This is a genomic window from Streptomyces sp. NBC_01454, assembly GCF_036227565.1.
Taxonomy (GTDB): domain Bacteria; phylum Actinomycetota; class Actinomycetes; order Streptomycetales; family Streptomycetaceae; genus Streptomyces.
The window spans coordinates 331,488-347,419 of record NZ_CP109462.1 but is presented as its reverse complement, the minus strand read 5'-3'; the positions used below and the strand labels follow the sequence as shown (position 1 = coordinate 347,419).

The 15,932-nt window shown below is 69.5% G+C and carries 11 protein-coding genes; 10 read left to right on the top strand and 1 reads right to left on the bottom strand.

What is annotated here, in order from left to right; all coding sequences use genetic code 11:
• The first annotated feature begins 13 nt into the window (after nt 1-13).
• From OIU81_RS41555 to OIU81_RS41540, 4 genes are all read left to right on the top strand, one after another.
• Nucleotides 14-2,611, top strand: coding sequence for an ATP-binding protein (locus tag OIU81_RS41555; RefSeq protein WP_329156227.1), 2,598 nt, complete (start codon nt 14-16; stop codon nt 2,609-2,611).
• Nucleotides 2,608-5,235, top strand: coding sequence for a hypothetical protein (locus OIU81_RS41550; RefSeq protein ID WP_329156225.1), 2,628 nt, complete (start codon nt 2,608-2,610; stop codon nt 5,233-5,235). Before OIU81_RS41555 ends, OIU81_RS41550 begins: the two co-directional genes overlap by 4 nt.
• Before the next feature lie 85 nt (nt 5,236-5,320).
• Complete coding sequence (locus tag OIU81_RS41545) at nt 5,321-5,980, top strand: hypothetical protein (RefSeq protein WP_329156223.1); 660 nt, start codon at nt 5,321-5,323, stop codon at nt 5,978-5,980.
• A 10-nt stretch (nt 5,981-5,990) separates the two neighbouring features.
• Entirely contained in the window at nt 5,991-7,034 is a 1,044-nt protein-coding gene (locus OIU81_RS41540) for a bifunctional lytic transglycosylase/C40 family peptidase (RefSeq protein WP_329156221.1), read from the top strand.
• 99 nt (nt 7,035-7,133) lie between these two features.
• Here OIU81_RS41540 and OIU81_RS41535 read toward each other — a convergent pair whose 3' ends face one another.
• Complete coding sequence (locus tag OIU81_RS41535; RefSeq protein WP_329156219.1) at nt 7,134-7,559, bottom strand: hypothetical protein; 426 nt, start codon at nt 7,557-7,559, stop codon at nt 7,134-7,136.
• A gap of 401 nt (nt 7,560-7,960) precedes the next feature.
• Here OIU81_RS41535 and OIU81_RS41530 point away from each other — a divergent pair, with 401 nt between their 5' ends.
• The 6 genes from OIU81_RS41530 to OIU81_RS41505 all read left to right on the top strand — a co-directional run bounded on the left by OIU81_RS41530 (nt 7,961) and on the right by OIU81_RS41505 (nt 15,926).
• Complete coding sequence (locus OIU81_RS41530; protein ID WP_329156218.1) at nt 7,961-8,488, top strand: hypothetical protein; 528 nt, start codon at nt 7,961-7,963, stop codon at nt 8,486-8,488.
• Between the two features lie 20 nt (nt 8,489-8,508).
• On the top strand, nt 8,509-10,878 hold the full coding sequence (locus tag OIU81_RS41525) for an ATP/GTP-binding protein (protein ID WP_329156217.1): 2,370 nt from the start codon (nt 8,509-8,511) through the stop codon (nt 10,876-10,878).
• A complete protein-coding gene (locus OIU81_RS41520; protein ID WP_329156216.1) occupies nt 10,875-11,915 on the top strand; it encodes a replication-relaxation family protein in 1,041 nt (346 codons plus the stop codon). Before OIU81_RS41525 ends, OIU81_RS41520 begins: the two co-directional genes overlap by 4 nt.
• Nucleotides 11,916-11,986: 71 nt before the next feature.
• Nucleotides 11,987-13,321 carry a ParB N-terminal domain-containing protein gene (locus OIU81_RS41515; protein WP_329156215.1) on the top strand — a complete coding sequence of 445 codons (1,335 nt, stop codon included), beginning with the start codon at nt 11,987-11,989 and terminating at the stop codon, nt 13,319-13,321.
• Nucleotides 13,318-14,451 carry a DUF4417 domain-containing protein gene (locus OIU81_RS41510; protein ID WP_329156213.1) on the top strand — a complete coding sequence of 378 codons (1,134 nt, stop codon included), beginning with the start codon at nt 13,318-13,320 and terminating at the stop codon, nt 14,449-14,451. Before OIU81_RS41515 ends, OIU81_RS41510 begins: the two co-directional genes overlap by 4 nt.
• A 2-nt stretch (nt 14,452-14,453) precedes the next feature.
• The gene (locus tag OIU81_RS41505; RefSeq protein ID WP_329156211.1) at nt 14,454-15,926 is read left to right on the top strand and encodes an amidoligase family protein; all 1,473 of its coding nucleotides are present in this window, start codon (nt 14,454-14,456) and stop codon (nt 15,924-15,926) included.
• Nucleotides 15,927-15,932 lie beyond the last annotated feature (6 nt).

Here is a 15,932-nt window from a genome sequence, read left to right as displayed (position 1 = left end):
AAGGACTTCAGCCATGCGTCTCCCCGTCCGGCACATCAGCGGCAACCTCATCTGGACGACCAACGCCGCCACGTGGGGCGTATGGAAGGTCGACACCGAGAACTACACCCACGCGTCCAAGGCAACGAAGAGGGAGAGGCTCGACGCCCTGGAGGCGCTGTTCAAGAGCCTTCGCGGTGAGGTCCTGCTGCTGAGCCTGTGCCCGCAGGTCGACGCCGCCTCTGTGGTCCAGCGGATGACGGCCGGGGTGGACTGGGACAAGAGTCCCGAATACGTCGACCTGTCGCTGAGGGTCCTCGACCAGCTGGAAGGTCTCGAACTGACCGGCCGCCTCGACTTCCTGGCGATACCCCTGCCGCACCTGGACCTCAAGCAGACCGCCAGGGCCGTCGCCTCCTCGGCGCAGGCCGAGTTGATGTCCGCGCTCGGGCTGCCGGTGCCGCCCATCACCGCAGACGAGGAGGCCGAGCGGCTTCTCCAGGCGAACCGGATCGCCGCATCCTGGCCGGCCGGGATCCAGCTCAAGGCCGCCACCGAGGCGGAAATCCTGTGGATCTACGGACACGCCGCGCGCCGAGGTCTCGACGAGCCGCTGCTCCCGGAAGAGGGTGCACCGCGCGGCCTGCGCGGCCGCGGGCGCACCGTCGCCGCTCACACCCAGGTCGTCATGGACGAGGGCGGCCGCGCAGGGCAGAGCCGCAAGGGGCCCTCGAACCCGTTCGGCCGCCGCTTCGCCAAGGTGACCACCGAGTTCGGCAGCAGCTATCAGGCCTTCAGCGTGCTGGCGGAGATGCCCGACTCCTTCCGCTTCCCCGGCTCCGAGTACTTGGCCGCTTTGGATGACTTCGGCTTCCCGGTCGACTGGGCGGTCCGGTTGAACATCGAGGCCGGCTCGAAGGCCGAGCCCAAGTCCCGCAGGCAGCAGCGCGAGCTCGCGCACCAGCGCGGTGAGTACGACGGAGAGACCGCCGGCGTTCCGGCCTCCCTGGACAAGGCATCGTTCTCACTGGACGAATACCGGGACCGGCTGACCTCCTCCTCCACCGAGGTCGAGATCCGCGCATCCGTCGTCACGTGCGTGTGGGGCGCCACCTCGGAAGAGGCCAACGAGCGGGCCAACTCCCTCAAGCACCACTTCGGCGGCAACGACTACACCCTGGTGAGGCCGGTCGGCGACCAGGTCCCCCTCTTCCACGCCATGCTGCCCGGCACCAAGACCCCGCGGCCCCTTCTCGACTTCAACCAGTACCTGCTCGCCCGTGACTTCGCCATGGCGATGCCGTTCAGCGGCGCCAGTCTCGGAGACGACACCGGCTCTCTGTACGGCCTGCAGTTGTCCGGCGGCGGTGTCCGTCCCGTCCTGATCGACTTCAGTCACGGGCCCCGGGTCAACGCCTCGGCGAGCGCGGCCTTCGTGGGGGAGCTGGGCTCCGGCAAGAGCGTCGCACTCAAGACGGCGATGTACTCGATTCTGTCCACCGGCCACCGCTCCGGTGAGTCCCGCAGCCGCGGCCGCGCCCTTGTCATCGACCGTACGCCGCAGCAGGAATGGACCAGGTTCGCCCTGGCCTGCCCGGGCGAGACGCAGATCATCCGGGTCGACGAGACCGCCGGCGTTTCGCTCGACCCGCTGCGGATCTTCCGCGGACCGCGCGCGGCGCGGTACTGCGAGTCGTTCCTCACGCCCCTGCTGGACATCGCCAGCATGTCGATCGAGGGCGTCACGCTCGCCGAGAGCATCGAGGCCACCCGGCGTGGCCCGGCCCCGTCCATGAACGCGCTCATCGCCAACCTCGCTGCACGCGCGAAGACGCCGGACGCGGAGGAGCCGAACGACGCCGCCGTGCGCGCCGCGGCCTCCGAGCTCGTCCGCAAGATGCGGGCCTTGTCGAAGAAGGACCTCGGCCGCACGATTTTCGACCCGGCCCTGCCGGTCGTCCGCATCACGAACGCCGACTCCATCGTCTTCGCCGTCGACCGGCTCGGCCTGCCGACCAAGGAGGAGCTCAGCGAGCACCGCCTGCGCAGCCTGGAGGTTGAGAAGCGGTTCGGCTGGCGCCTGATGTACCTCATCACCGCGCTGTGCCGGGAGGTCGCGTTCGCCAACTCCTCGGAGTTCACCGGCGTTTTCCTGGACGAGTGCTGGTGGCTGACCTCGTCCGCCGAGGGTTCCAACTTGCTGCTCGAGATCATCGCCGACGGGCGCAAGCACGGTGCGGGTGCCTTCGCGGGCAGCCACGACCCGTACGACATCGGACCTAAGAACGAGCTTGGCGACAAGATCAGGGCGCTGCTCTCCCACATCTTCGTTTTCCGCCACCGTTCCAAGACCCTCGCCGCCCGGTGCCTCGAGTTCATCGACCTCGACCCCCACGACGAGGAAATGATCAAGCTGATCACGGAGAACCTGAGCCCGCTCAACGTCTCCGACGCCGAGCGCGGACTGCGCGCCGGCGAATGCCTCTACCGGGACCTGCGCAAGCGGATCGCGGGAATGAAGGTCCTCATTCCCGCCGACGACGGCGCCGCGGACGCCATTCACACGACGCCGGGCCAGATGGGCGAGGACGAGCCGGCCGTCGCGGTGCCCCTCGAAGGCGCGCTGGCATGAAATCCGCCTCCCGTGCCGCACCCCGCCGGCGCCGCGCCCTGCGTATCTGGCTCATCGCCGTGCCCCTGGCACTGCTGCTGGGTCTGACCGCCGCGGTCGCCTTCGCGGACACGGTCCCCACCCCCAGCCCCGGCCCGGCCCCCACCGCTCCGGACGCCAAGCCCACTCCGAAGCCGGGCGACGACAAGGACAAGCCCGATCCCTGCGACCAACTGCCCCACGACAGTGCCCAGTACAAGTACTGCAAGGAGGGCGGCAGCGGCGGGGGTGCCGACGGCAAGGACGACAAGCCGACGACGAAGCCCAAGCCGGAGGACACCTACAACCCGATGGAGCCCCGCCCCGGGGTGACACCGCCTGCGCCTCAGCCGGGGGACGAGGACAAGCCGGTCGAGGACCTGAGCAAATCGCCCAAGAACGGCTCCGACGGCCTACTGCAGCCGTTCAACGTCAAGGACAAGGACGGCGTCCCGATCTCGGCGTACAGCGTCGACTCGGACACGGGCGGCTGGACCGACATCGACTTGAAAATTTGGAACCTGCTGGCGCAGTTCTTCTTCGGGATCGCGAAGTGGTTCGTGGGGTTCGCGTGCTGGCTGATCGACTGGGCGCTCAACTTCGGGCTGGCGAAGATCCTGGTCAAGCCCGCCGATGACATCGCCACCAGTTTGCGCGACCAAGTCATCAACCGCCTCGGTCTGCCCGGGCTGTTCCTTCTGTTCGCAGGCCTGTACGCGGCTTGGCAGATCCTCTTCAAGAACCGCAGCAAGGGCTTCGCCGAAGCCGGCACGTCCCTGGTCGTCGCCGCCATCGCCACCACGGTCCTGCTCTCACCGGCGCAGGTGCTGCTGGGCACACACGACCAGCCTTCGCCGGGCGGTTCGACGATGCTGCTGAGCGACGACGGCCTGATCGGGAAGGCGAAAGACCTCTCGCTGGAGGTCAGTGCGGTCGTCCTGTCCCAGAACCCGGAGGGTGACGCCAAGCCGGAGAACGTCTCCAGACCGATCACCGACGCTCTGGTCGACGCGTTCATCGTGAAGCCGACCCAGTTGATGCTCTACGGCAAGACGTTCAAGGACCCTGCGTGCTCGAAGGCGTTCGCCGAGGCGTCGCTGGTCAAGTACAACTTCGAGCAGATGGGCATCGACTTCTTCGAGGCCAACAGGATCAACCCCACCGGTGAGGCCACGTACGCGGCTCAGCTCACCAACGCGGGCGAGCATTTCACCAAGGTGTGCAAGGTCAAAGAGGGCGACGCGAAGAAGGCGTCGGCCGACATGACGTTCTCTGCGGCCTTCGTCGCGCTCGCGGCGATCATCGTCTCGGTGCTCATGGTCCTGGTCACCGGCACCTTCCTGGTCGCGCAGGGCTGGCTCGCCTTCGAAGGCATCAAGGGGCACTGGGCCCTGGCCGCCGGCATCCTGCCCGGCGGCGGCCGCGGAGTTCTGTGGCGCTGGGTCTCGGCCATCGTCAAGGCCGTCCTCGGCGTCATCCTCGCGATCCTGTTCCTCGCGGTATTCATCGTGATCATCGTCGCGCTGATCGACGCGGACACCGGTGAGATCCTCGCCGTCAAGTTCATCTGCCTGGACCTCGCCGCTGTCGCGGGAATCGTCGGCCAGAAGAAGATCAAGGAGACCGCGCGGCAGGTCAGCGTCAACTTGAACCGGCGCCTGGCCAACGCCCGCGTCGGCGGCAGCCGTCAGAGCGTCTTCAACTCCTTCGGCCGGTACGCCGAGACCGCCCCGGGCATCAAGCAGCTGTTCGGCGAGGCCCGCGGTGAAGCCCGCAAGGTCAGCAGGCCGATCGGCAAGGCTGGGCGCACAGCCAAGCAGATGTGGATGGGACCGCCCCAGCGCGGCAAACGCGGTGGCCGCCTGCGCTCGGCCGCACGCCTCGCCACCAATGCCGCGGCCGCCGTGGGCACCGGTGGCGCCGCGACAGCCGCGAAGGTCGCCGCGCAAGGAGCCGCCAAGCAGGCACTGCGCCGCCGACTCGCCACTGCCGCTTCGAACAAGATGGCGCAGTCCCGCGGGGGCCGGGCCACCCTGGCGGCCGGCAAGGGCGCCGCCGCGACAGCGCGGTTCGGCTGGAAGGCCACGAAGTTCGCCACCCTCGCGACAGTGGGTGCCCCGGTCGGCGTCCCCCGGGGCATCGCAGCTGCCAAGCGGGGCGGGACGGCCGCAGCCGCCCGGGCCAACGCCGTCAAGGGGCAGCTGACCGCAGCAAAGAACCGGGCCGGCGCGCGGGTCACGGCAAAGGTCGACGGCGCCCGCGCCTTCGGCGACGAGTACCGGCGCAACGTGCAGACCGCAGGGCGGTTCGTGGGACGTCACGCGGCCAATGCCCAGCTCGGCATGGCCCAACCGATCTCCGGACCAACGCGCCCGTCGAGTCCTCCTGGTGTGCGCGTGGCCGCCAGTTCGCCGCCAGTGCCAGGGCCTGCGCCGTCCTCGGGGGCTACCGCTCCGTCCGGCCGCTCGGCGGCGGGACCGGCCTCCATCCCCGCACCGGTGCTGCCCGTGCCTTCGCCCAGCGGCGGCGCCCCACCCGCATCACCACCGCCGCCCCGCCCCATCCGCCGGGCGACGCGGCCGGCGGGCCCGCCCCGGCGCCCCTGACTGGCTGCGGGGGTGAGCGACACCTGCTGCTCACCCCCGCGCCCCGAAATCCCTGACCCGTCTTTCTGCCCTCAGGAGGTGCCCCATGCCCGAGTCCGTGAACACCAGCACCGTGAAGGTTGTCGCGCTCTTCGCCGCGGCCGCCCTCCTGGCGATCAGCGGGATCCTGCTTCTCGTCGTCGACCGCGGCCGTCCGGCCTCGCGCGCGGCTTCGCCCACGCCGGCGGCCTCTTCGACAGACACCTCCGAGGCGCAGCCGACTCAGCCCGAGCCGGCCGGCTCCGCGGCTCCCTCCATGCAGGGCACCGCAGCGCCGGATGAGGCGCCCGCGTCGGCATCCGTGCCGCCGAAGGCTGCGGAGACGGCTCGCCAGTTCGCCATCGCCTGGGCGTCGCACGATGCGAGCCCGGGACACGACACCTCCTTCAGCGACGCCGGGCGACGTGCCGCGGCCTACGCCACCGCGGACCTCGCTACTCAACTGCGGGACCCGGGCGACCGATCCACGCGGCTGTGGCAGCAGTGGGTTGCCGACAAGACCCGCGTTACCTGCGCCATCGACCGCGTAGCCGCACCCGACGGAGCGCCGGCGCCGACCACGACCCGGGCCTTCGTACGAGTCCTCTACACCTGCACGACCTACTCAGCCGGCCACCAGCCCACCCGCTCCCCCGATCAGCTCGCGCTCGAGATGCACCTCGCTTCCGCAGGCGCATGGCGGGTCGGCGCGCTCGTGAACGCGTGAGGAGACCACGGTGAAGAAGATCCTCATCGGCCTCGGCATCACCTGGCTGTGCTGCTGCGCCCTCATCGTCGCAGCCGTGATGGCTGTCGCAACGAAGGTCGGAAGCGACAACACGGGCAACGACATCGAGAACGCCGGCTTCGGCGGTGGGATATCCCAAGGCGCTGACGTTCCGGATTGGCTGCGGACACTGATCGACAAGGCCATCAGCCAGTACGGGTGCCCCGAGGTCACGCCCGCCCTGCTGGCGGCTCAGCTGTATCAGGAGAGTGGATTCGACCCGAAGATCCAGTCCTTCAAGACCGTCGAGAAGGACGGGAAGAAGGTCAAGGTGCCGGTCGCCAGTGGCATCGCGCAGTTCATCCCCGGGACGTGGACGACGCACGGCAAGGACGGCGACGGTGACGGCGACAAGGACGTCTTCGACCCTGCCGACGCGGTACCGGCCGCCGTCGACTACGACTGCGACATTGCCAAGGACGTCCGCAATGTCCCCGGTGACAAGGCAGACAACATGTTGGCCGCCTACAACGCCGGGCCGTACGCGGTGAAGAAGTACGGGGGGATCCCGCCGTATCCGGAGACCCAGAACTACGTCAAGATCATCCGTAGCCTTGCCAAGAAGTGGACCGACGCCCTGGCCCAGAGCGGCCCGGTGCCTGCGGGTAGCGGACGGACCGGACAAGTCGTCGCCGCGGCGCAGAAGGCGCTGGACACCGACTACGTGTTCGGAGGGGACTGCCGCGCGCCGTACACCGAGGGCAACGGCTGTGACTGCTCAAGCCTCGTGAAAATGGCGTGGGCCAGCGTGGGTGTGAACCTGCCGCGGACCACGTACGACCAGGTGAATCAAGGGACCGTGGTGCGATCCACTGACGATCTCCAGCCTGGTGATCTGCTCTTCGCCCGCGGCAGCGCCTCTCGCCCCGAGCACGTCGGCATGTTCGTGGGCAACGGCCAGGTCATCGAAGCCCCCAAGACCGGCCTCAAGGTGCGCCTGAAGCCGCTCTCGTACTGGAAGCCCCAGATTCTGGTCATGAAGCGTGTCGGCTGACCTGCGTCTTTGTCGTTCCTCGTTGCGCTTCGCGACGCCCGCTGGCCTTGAGCTCATGTCCCCCGACGGCACAAGGCCGGTGGGATAGCCCCGATCCGCTCATTCGTCGGTCGTGTCGGGGGTCGGCCCTTCACCTCTTCCGAACTGTTGCTGCCAGCGCAGGGCGCCGAGGTTCTGCCACAGCACGCCGAGTTCGATCTGGGCCGGGTTCAGGCCGGTCTCCTCCGCCAGCTCGTCGGCGCTGATCCCCTGGGGATGATGCCCGATCGCCCGGCCGATCTGGCCTGCCCACAGCTCAGCGTCGACGAACGGCCGACGTTTGTACTGCTCGATCAGCTGCTTGAGGTGTTCGCTGGTGCACCCCACCAGCAGGCGCCTGCCGTCGCCTTTCGGGTCGAAAGCGTGGACCACCGACGAGTCTCGGACCGACGCGTACCACTCGCTGTCGTCGGCGACTGTGGCACCGCACAGGTCGCACAGCTCCGGCAGGGCCTCGGCCGCGCCCTCCTCGTCGATTCCGCTCACGCTCCATGTCTACCGTTCAGAGGCCCGCACCCCGTTCTGACAGGCCGAGGCGCTGTAGGAAGCGCAACGCCGGTGAGACATCCCGGCCGCCATGTAGCGGAACGACCGCCGTTCGCCGCTGGGCAACGTTCCAGGGCCAGCAGCGGCCGCGCGTCGGGCCTTAGGTGCGCTGACCTGCGGAGACTGGGCTGGATGGCAAGGACGCGCGCGGGCTGAGTTGCGTTTCCGCGCACATCGGAGGTCAGCGGCTCCCGCTCCGCGATCAAAAAGTCCGCGGAGCCATGTCACACGGTCACCGCTTTCGACACCTCTATGGGCATCCGCACTCCCCCTCGCCCCCGGAGTTTCGACATGCCGTCTCTCACCTTGTTCCCCGCCGGTTCGCGTCCCGGAGCCACCCGATGACCACGAACGATGTCATCGACCGTCTGATCGACATCGGACAGGACCTGCCGGCGTACGGCGAGGCCGTCTACGCCTGGGTGGCCGACAACGTGTGGCTGCTGGCCGTCGTGCCCGTGGCGGTCGCCCCCTTCGTCCTGGCCGTGTCCGTGGCGCGCCGGCGCTTCGGCCGGGGCCCACTGAAGGACCGGCAGGCCTTCGAGGTCCTGCCGACCACCGGCTTCGACCCCGTACTCGAGGACGTTCTGCGCTTCGCCAAGCAGCTGGCTCAGGCGCAGCGGAGCGTGTCGCGCTGGGCCTTTACCCCGGTGCGCGGGACGGCGGTGCGCGTGCGGCTGCTGTCCCAAGGCGGGCTTCTGACGATGCGCGTCGAGGGTCCGGCTCGGGCGGCGGCAGTCCTGCGCCACCAGGGCTACAGCCAGTGCGAGATGCGCGCGGTCGGCGCCGCCGCGATAGACGCCGACCGTCCTGAGATCCGGCTCGGCGCAGACCTCGACAGCAACTCCCAGACCGCGCTCGCGGCGTGACGAAACGAAAGGAGGCAGTGGTGAGCAAGAACTCGAAGTCCCCTGGCGCGAAGCGGCGCGGACCGAGCCGGCCCAAGCCCCGTAAGGACAAGCCGACGCAGCACGTCGCCCGCGCCGAACTGGCTCTGGCCCTGCCCGACTACCTGTCTTTGCGGGAGGTGCCGCTCAAGCCCGACCCGTTGGAGGCGCTCGCGGCCGCCGTCGCCGACGTGCGCGAGGACCTGGGCGAGCGGGCGGACATCGTGCTGGATCTGGTGCCGATATCACCGTCCAAGGTCAGTCGCCGGCGCAGCCGCCTGCTGGCGCAGGCGCGCCGCAACCCGAGCAGCATGCCGGCGATCCCCGGTCTTCCGAGGCAGGCCACGGGCGGCCTCAACTTCGGCGGCCTGGCCTCCCTGGGCAACGAGATCGCCGCGGAGATGCGCGGCCAGCAGGGCCGCGGCGGCCAACGGCCGGCGCAGAGGCAGCGCATGCCCAGCGTCTCCGACGTCAAGGCGGCCATGGGCAAGTTCGGGCCCGGGGCCGATCCGGTGTTCGCTCTGCAGCTGCTGATCCGGACCTGCTCCTCCGACCCGACGCGACCGCGCATGCTGCTCGAACAGATCATGGCGACGCTCGAAGGTTGGGCCGGCGACAACCACCTGCGCCCGGTCGGCCTCAACCTGCTCGTCACGCGGCTCCGCGCGGACTCGCGGCTGTACCGGCGCAGCTTCGACCGCCGTTTCGCCACGGGCGAGTTCGCCCCGCGGCGAGCCAGCTGGGTGACGGGCGCGGAGCTCGCCGGCCTGCTCAAGCCCGCCACAAAGCACAACATGGCGGCGAACGTGGCCCGATCCGGTGGCGTGGTCCCCCCGCCGCCCCCGAGTCTGCCGACCTGGACTGGGCAGCCGGACCTGCTGCCGCTGGGATGGGTGGCCAAGCCGGGTGGCGGCGAACGGCTCGCCGGTCTGCCCTTGATCTACCTCCTGTTCGGGCTCTTCCTCGGAAAGGCCGGTTACGGCAAGACCGAGATGAGCTTGGTGCAGGCGATCGCGCTCGCCCACAACGGCCACGGAATCCTGTTCTTGGACCCGCACGGCGACGGCTGGCAACGCGCACGTCCGTACCTCGCGCATCCACAGATCGCCCCGCGGCTGTGGGAGATCGACCTGACCTCGCCGGACCTGGACGCGATGGTCGGTTCGTGGAATCCGCTGTCCATGGAGAACCGCGGCGAGTCGGAGATCCCCGACATCGTCAATGCGATCGTCACCGGCTTCGCGAGTGCGCTGAACTGGTCCGACAGCGCGGGCCGCGCCAAGACGATCCTCACGCGGTCGGTCGAGACGCTCGCCCGCCTGTCGTGGATCCTCTCGCAGGCCGGCCGGCCCGATCTGGCACCGACGATCTTCCAGATCCGCACCCTGCTCAATGACGAGGTGTGGCGCGACGCGATCGTGCCATACCTGCCCAAGACGCTGCGCGACTTCTGGGTGCAGACCTACCCGAAGTACTCGAACGAGGCCACCCCTGTCGTCACGAACATCATCGAGCGACTCGACAGCTCCAACAGCCTGAAGGGCTTCCTCGGTTCGTCGCTGAGCACGTACGACATCCGGCACGCCATGGACACCGGGCGGATTGTGTTCGTGTGCCCGTCGGGCACCGGCGACACCGACCGCATTGTCTCGTGCCTGCTGATCTACGACCTGTTCCGGGCCGGCCTGTCTCGGCGCACCATGCCCGTTGCCGACCGCAAGGACTTCTACGCGTTCATCGACGAGCTCACCGCGGTGGACGGCGCCAGCAAGGGCACCCTCGCCGCGATCGCCGAACAGCTCCGTAAGTACAAGGTCAAGCTCCTCGCGATGACCCAGATGTCGCAGCGCCTTTCGCCGACGACCAGGCAGGGTCTCCTGCAGAACCTGTCGATCCTGTCGACGACGGCCAGCGACATCGACGAGGCGCAGCTGGTCACGCGCAGGTGGGGCAAGAAGGTCGCGCCGGACACGATCTCGCAGTTGCAGCGCTACCACTACGTCATGTCCGTCACGCTCGACGGCGGGCAGTCCGATCCCTTCCGGGTGCGTGGCGCGAGCGTCGAGGAGCTGTACGGCGACTACCTGCGCGAGGACGACGTGCACCACCTGGACACCGCGGTCAACGCGAACCTGCGTCGTCGCCGGGTGCGGGACATCCTCGACGACCTCGGCAAGCTCGATACCCGTCTGCGCCTGTTCCTGGCCACGCTGCCGCCCCCGCCGCCGGACGACGACCAGGGTCCTGATGAGCCGCCGGTCAACGACGGCCCGGAGCCGCCGGACGACGACCCGGGCCCGCCGCCCCAGGAGGCGCCGGTTCCCGACAACGTCACCTTCCTCGTCAAGAACAAGGGATCACGAGTGGGATGAGCACGCTGACCGATCACGAACCCCTGTCTCAGCCGCAGCGCGTCCAGTCCTTCCAGGCGCTCGCCAAGTCGGCTCTGGAGCTTCTCTACCAGCACCGCCTCATGACCACGGACCAGCTGCACCGGCTGCTCACTCCGGGCGCCCGCGGCTCGTCCTACCTGCGTCGGCAGCTCGGGACTCTCGAAGAAGCCGGCCTGGTCCACCGCCTGCGTGCCCAGGGCGAGTCCAGCGGCGGCAACCGTCTCAACCAGCCGTACGTCTGGTTCCTGACCGAAGAGGGCGCCGACGCCGTGGAACAGGCCGCGGAAGTGTTCTCCCGCCGCTACCGGGTCACGCCCGATTCGGCGGCCAGCACACGCCAGGCCCACACCCTGGCGGTCAACGAGGTGGGGATCGCGTTCGTCACGCACGCCCGCCGGCTCGGCCATGACTGCACGCCCTTGTCCTGGACTCCGGAGGTCGCCCACCGCATCCGTGACGGGATGCGGCGGTTCGAAGACGACCACGTCATCTCCGACTCGGTCCTGCACTACGTGCACGTCCACCGCGGGGCGCGCACGATGCTCAACCTGTTCATCGAGCTCGACCGGGCCACCATGACCGCGGCCGACCTCGCCAAGAAGGTCTCCGCGTACGGACGGCTCTATGAGTTCGTACCTCAGCACCCCGACCGTGCGCGGCGCTCCGCGGCGTCGACCCGGCCAGCGTGGCAGCACACCTATCCGGCGTTCCCGCGCCTGCTGATCATCCTCGACGGCGTGTCCAGCTCCACCCTGGCCAAACGGCTCGCCGACCGCACCGAGGACTTGTACACGCTCACGCGCGTGGACCCGCGCCTGGCGCGGCTCGCCCGGCATCTTTCGGTCGGGGTCACCACCCTCCAGCAGCTGCGTGAGCAGGGCCCCTTCGGCCGGATCTTCACCCCGCTGCTGCGTGGCACGCCCGAGGAGCGGCACCCCCCGACCGACATGCTCCTGCGTCATCCGGGCGCCGCAGGGCCCTCTCGACATCCGCCGGCCCGGCCTCAACCCCGCTGATCTGTCACTCGCCATCCCTCGGGGCCGGGCGCACCCCGCCTGACGACTAGCTGTGAAAGGAGGCTCCGCCGATGAGCACCGCCGTTGAAGAAATACCGGCCCCCACGCCCGCCGTTCTGGGCCTGGCCGAGGCGCTGGACAGCTCGGATCAACTGCGCCAGCGTCGCTTCGAGATGCTGCCGATGCGCGGCTCCGTCTACACCGACGTGCAGGGGCGTGGCCCCGGCCCGAGCACCAGCCCCGAGGGGCTCGCCGATCTGATCACCTCGATCTCGGCCGTCGGCGTTCTCCATCCCGTCCTGGTGGAGGAGCTGCCCGGCCCCGACGACCGCGTCCAGCGGCGCCTGGTGATCGGCGAGCGCCGCTACCGCGCCTGCCGCTGGGGCGCCGTGAACCAGCCGGACAACCCGCATTTCGAGAAACTGCCCGCGGTCATCTGCCCGGGTCCCATCAGTGATGAGGACCGCCGTACCTGGCAACTGGTGGAAAACCTCGCGCGTGAGGACCTTCAGCCCGGCGAGCTCGCGGGCGCCCTGCTGCTCGAACGCAGCGCGATCCTGCGCACCCAGCTCGACAACGCCGGGATCGAGGTGAGCGAGGAGATTCAGCGGCTGGAAGACCCGGTGGCCCGGTTCGAAGCCATGGAGAAGCTACGCGGCAGCGACGCCAACCTCGCTGCTCCGTGGAACCTCGTGCTGCGCCGGCTCGGCCTGCAGATCACCCCGCGGCGCGCACGCGAGGTCGTGGCCGCCTTCCGGACTCTGCCGCGGGAGCTGTCCGCGGACATGGACCAGCACCAGGTCGCGCTCGCCGCGCGCACGAACCTGGCCCGACTCAGCCGCGGCCGCCGCGAAGCCGCCAACGAGCTGTGGCAAGCCGTCAAGCGTCTGGGCCGCACCGACCTGCTGTCCGCCGCCACCCGGACTCAGGCCACGAATCCGGAGATGCCGGCCGAGGCCGCTGCCACTGCCGCGGTCACCTCGTACGAACAGGCCAACGCAGAGCGGGCCGCAGCGCTGACCCGGTCGACGCCCGAGAACGGCGAGGAGGAGATCAATTCCGCGGCGGCGGAGGAGGCCGGCCAGCGGATCCCGTCCGAACGGGGCGGTACGCGCGAGGACTTGGACCCTGCCGGCTCACCTGGACAGGCCGGGCAGCAGGATCCCTCCGTGCAGCCGGCCGGAACGGAGCTGGACGAAGAGGCGCCGGTCGGCGATGAGCCGGAAGACACGGCCGACCCCGTCGACCCGCCCGTCCTCGCCTCCGCCCTCGAAGGGCTGCGGGCCCTCAACTCTCAGCTGGCCGAGGGCCGCACCCTGCACCGATTCGACGCGGGCTCGCTCCGCATGCTCCTGACCGACCTCCAGCGCCACACCAGCGCCGGCGCTGAAAGGACTGCCGCATGACTGTCTCCCTGCCCATGCCCGGAATCGGCCAGCCGGTGCCGGCCCCCGCGTCCGGCTGCGACTGCAACAACTGCCCCTTCTTCATGGACAACCCCCGTGCGGTCGAGCCCGTCTGCTCGGGCTGCACCTCCAGCTGCGAGTACTGCGGCTGTGCCCGTGCCGAAGACCCGGTCCCCGGGAGCGAGCCGGGCCTGGCCTGCACCCGCTGCCCCATCCGCTGCGGCACCCGACCCGACCGCGAAGCCTGGATGAAGGACATCGGCGGCACCATGCACTTCACCGGACTCCGCGCACCGGGAGCCCTTCCCGACCTGCCCCTCTTCACCCCCCAGGTCGACGGGCACGACGTGCGTACGCTCGACGCCCAGCTCAAGTGGCCCGCCTACGCTCTCGGGCTGCGCCGTGTCATCAGCCCCAAGACGCACAAGCTGTTCCCACGGTGGGAGGGCAAGACCGCCCACCAGTTCCTGGACCTGCGCCCCGATCAGAAGGCGATCCTCAGCGGTTACGCGGAGGACCCGCTCGTCGAGGCCTACTGGACGCGGCGCAAGGCCGACGGCTTCGCCGACATGCTCGCCGCCCAGGAGTGGGACCTCGTCCTCACCCCGAACGCGTCGATGTACTTCAATCAGCCCCGCGCCGAGAACCTGATCAACATGCGGCGCAACCTGATGCTCGCCGCCGAGCTCTCCTCCGCAGGGGTCACCGCGGTCCCCAACATCTACTGGCTGCGGCTGGAGGACCTCGACCGCTACCTGGACTGGCTCGACGAGTCCCCCACCCTCCCGCCCGCCCTCGCCATGAACCTGCAGACCTTCCGCACCCAGGCCGACTGGGAGGAAATGGCGGTGCCCGGGCTGACCTACCTGGCCGCCACGCTGCCGCCCGACCTGCCCATGGTCCTCACCGGGGCGAGCCGCGCTGACCGCATTGCCACTCTCAAGGCGCTGTTCCCCGGACGGCTGTACCTGATCAGCCAGAACCCGCTGCAGTACGCCCGTCACGGCGCGGTCATGACGGAGGAGGGCCGCGTCGACACCCAGGCGCGCACCGAGGACCTGTTCACCGCCAACGTCCGCTTCTACGCCGGTCTCGCCGACGGCACGATCACCGCACGGAACGGGGCCTAACAATGGGCTCGGGCAGCCGGATCGATCACCAGCACCACCTCGTCGCCACCACGGCGGGGCTGACCATCGAGGCCCCAGCCAACGAGGTCGACCTCATGCCCGAGGCGCAGCGTGAGCTCATCGACCAGGCCCTGCAGATCCAGGCCGACTGGGAGGCGAACAACGGGCAGGCCACGCTCGAGGAGGCCATGGAGTACTGGGGCCTGCGTGATCGGCTCCGACATGAGCACGACCTGTGGAACGGCCACGGCCTCATTGAGGACGCCGAGCGTGAAGAGGCCGAGGAAGAGAGCCCCAGCTTCCCGCCCCGGGCCAGCGAACCGCCGGCGGGCATCCCCCTGCAGCGCACCGCGGCGCAGCAGGTCCTGGACGAAGTACTGGAGGAACACCAGGCATCGGCAGCGCTCGCCGTGCAGGCCCGTGACCGATGGCCGACTGAGCCTGAGACCGGCTTCGTGGAGGACTTCGAGGCCTTCCGCGAGATCCACGATGCGGCGTGGAACCGGGAGATCCGGGGTGAGCAAGCGGTGCCCTATCTCCTGGAAGACGCCACCGGGGGCCTGGGCGCCCGCGAGGGCGGGCGCGGCTTCGGCGTGGAGATCGAGTTCGACACCGACGGCGACTGGGACGATCAGCACGAAGCGCTGCGTGCCATCGGCCGTGACCTGCACGAGGCCGGCCTGGCCCGGGACAGGGACATGCACAGCTACCACTCCCAGCAGTACGCCGGATACACCGATGCCCCCAACGCATGGCGCCTCGAAGACGACTGCACCGTCGCGGGCGAAATCGTCTCGCCGATCATGTACGACGAGCCGCAGACCTGGCAGAACCTCGCCACCGTCTGCGAGATCGTCCGACGGCACGGCGGCGGCGCCAGCGAGCGCACCGGCGGCCACGTCCACGTCGGCCTCCACGACTACGACCACGAGGTCGCCAACCACCACCGCCTGATGCAGATGTACGGCGACTACGAGGACGTCCTGTTCCGGCTCGCAGCGAACCGGAACGCCCCGGACTCCGCACACCGCGGAACCGAGTGGTGCGAGCCCAACCACGTGCCTTCGGGCGGCTACCGGTCCCTGCCCGATGTCCAGAGCCGTGCCCGGCACGGCATGGCCGTCAACCTCACGGCAGCGCGGGGCCAACGGAGCGACCACGGCGAGTTCCGGCTGTGGGACGGCTCGGTCGATCCCGCCGTCATCCAGACGCAGGTCAACGTCTCCCTCGGCATGGTGGCCGCAGCAGTCCGCGGGGGACCACAGGCATCCAGGCGGAGCGAGCCGATGTCGCTGGGCCGACACCGCCAGGAGTGGGGGCCCGATCAGCGGCTCACCGTCGGGGATCTGGCGGCCAACAGCCTCAGCTTCCGTCGATTCACCGACGAGATCTTCCACCGCCGGCAAGAGAGAGCGCAGGCAGCCGCCCTCTACGCCGTCACCCGCTGGCAACAGCCCGAATCCCAGGGCTGGTAGCACTCA

Excerpts from the sequence above, each read along its gene's own strand:
- OIU81_RS41555 (WP_329156227.1), top strand. The coding sequence starts at position 14 with ATGCGTCTCCCCGTCCGGCACATCAGCGGCAACCTCATCTGGACGACC.
- OIU81_RS41550 (WP_329156225.1), top strand. The coding sequence starts at position 2,608 with ATGAAATCCGCCTCCCGTGCCGCACCCCGCCGGCGCCGCGCCCTGCGT.
- OIU81_RS41545 (WP_329156223.1), top strand. The coding sequence starts at position 5,321 with ATGCCCGAGTCCGTGAACACCAGCACCGTGAAGGTTGTCGCGCTCTTC.
- OIU81_RS41530 (WP_329156218.1), top strand. The coding sequence starts at position 7,961 with ATGACCACGAACGATGTCATCGACCGTCTGATCGACATCGGACAGGAC.
- OIU81_RS41520 (WP_329156216.1), top strand. The coding sequence starts at position 10,875 with ATGAGCACGCTGACCGATCACGAACCCCTGTCTCAGCCGCAGCGCGTC.
- OIU81_RS41515 (WP_329156215.1), top strand. The coding sequence starts at position 11,987 with ATGAGCACCGCCGTTGAAGAAATACCGGCCCCCACGCCCGCCGTTCTG.
- OIU81_RS41510 (WP_329156213.1), top strand. The coding sequence starts at position 13,318 with ATGACTGTCTCCCTGCCCATGCCCGGAATCGGCCAGCCGGTGCCGGCC.
- OIU81_RS41505 (WP_329156211.1), top strand. The coding sequence starts at position 14,454 with ATGGGCTCGGGCAGCCGGATCGATCACCAGCACCACCTCGTCGCCACC.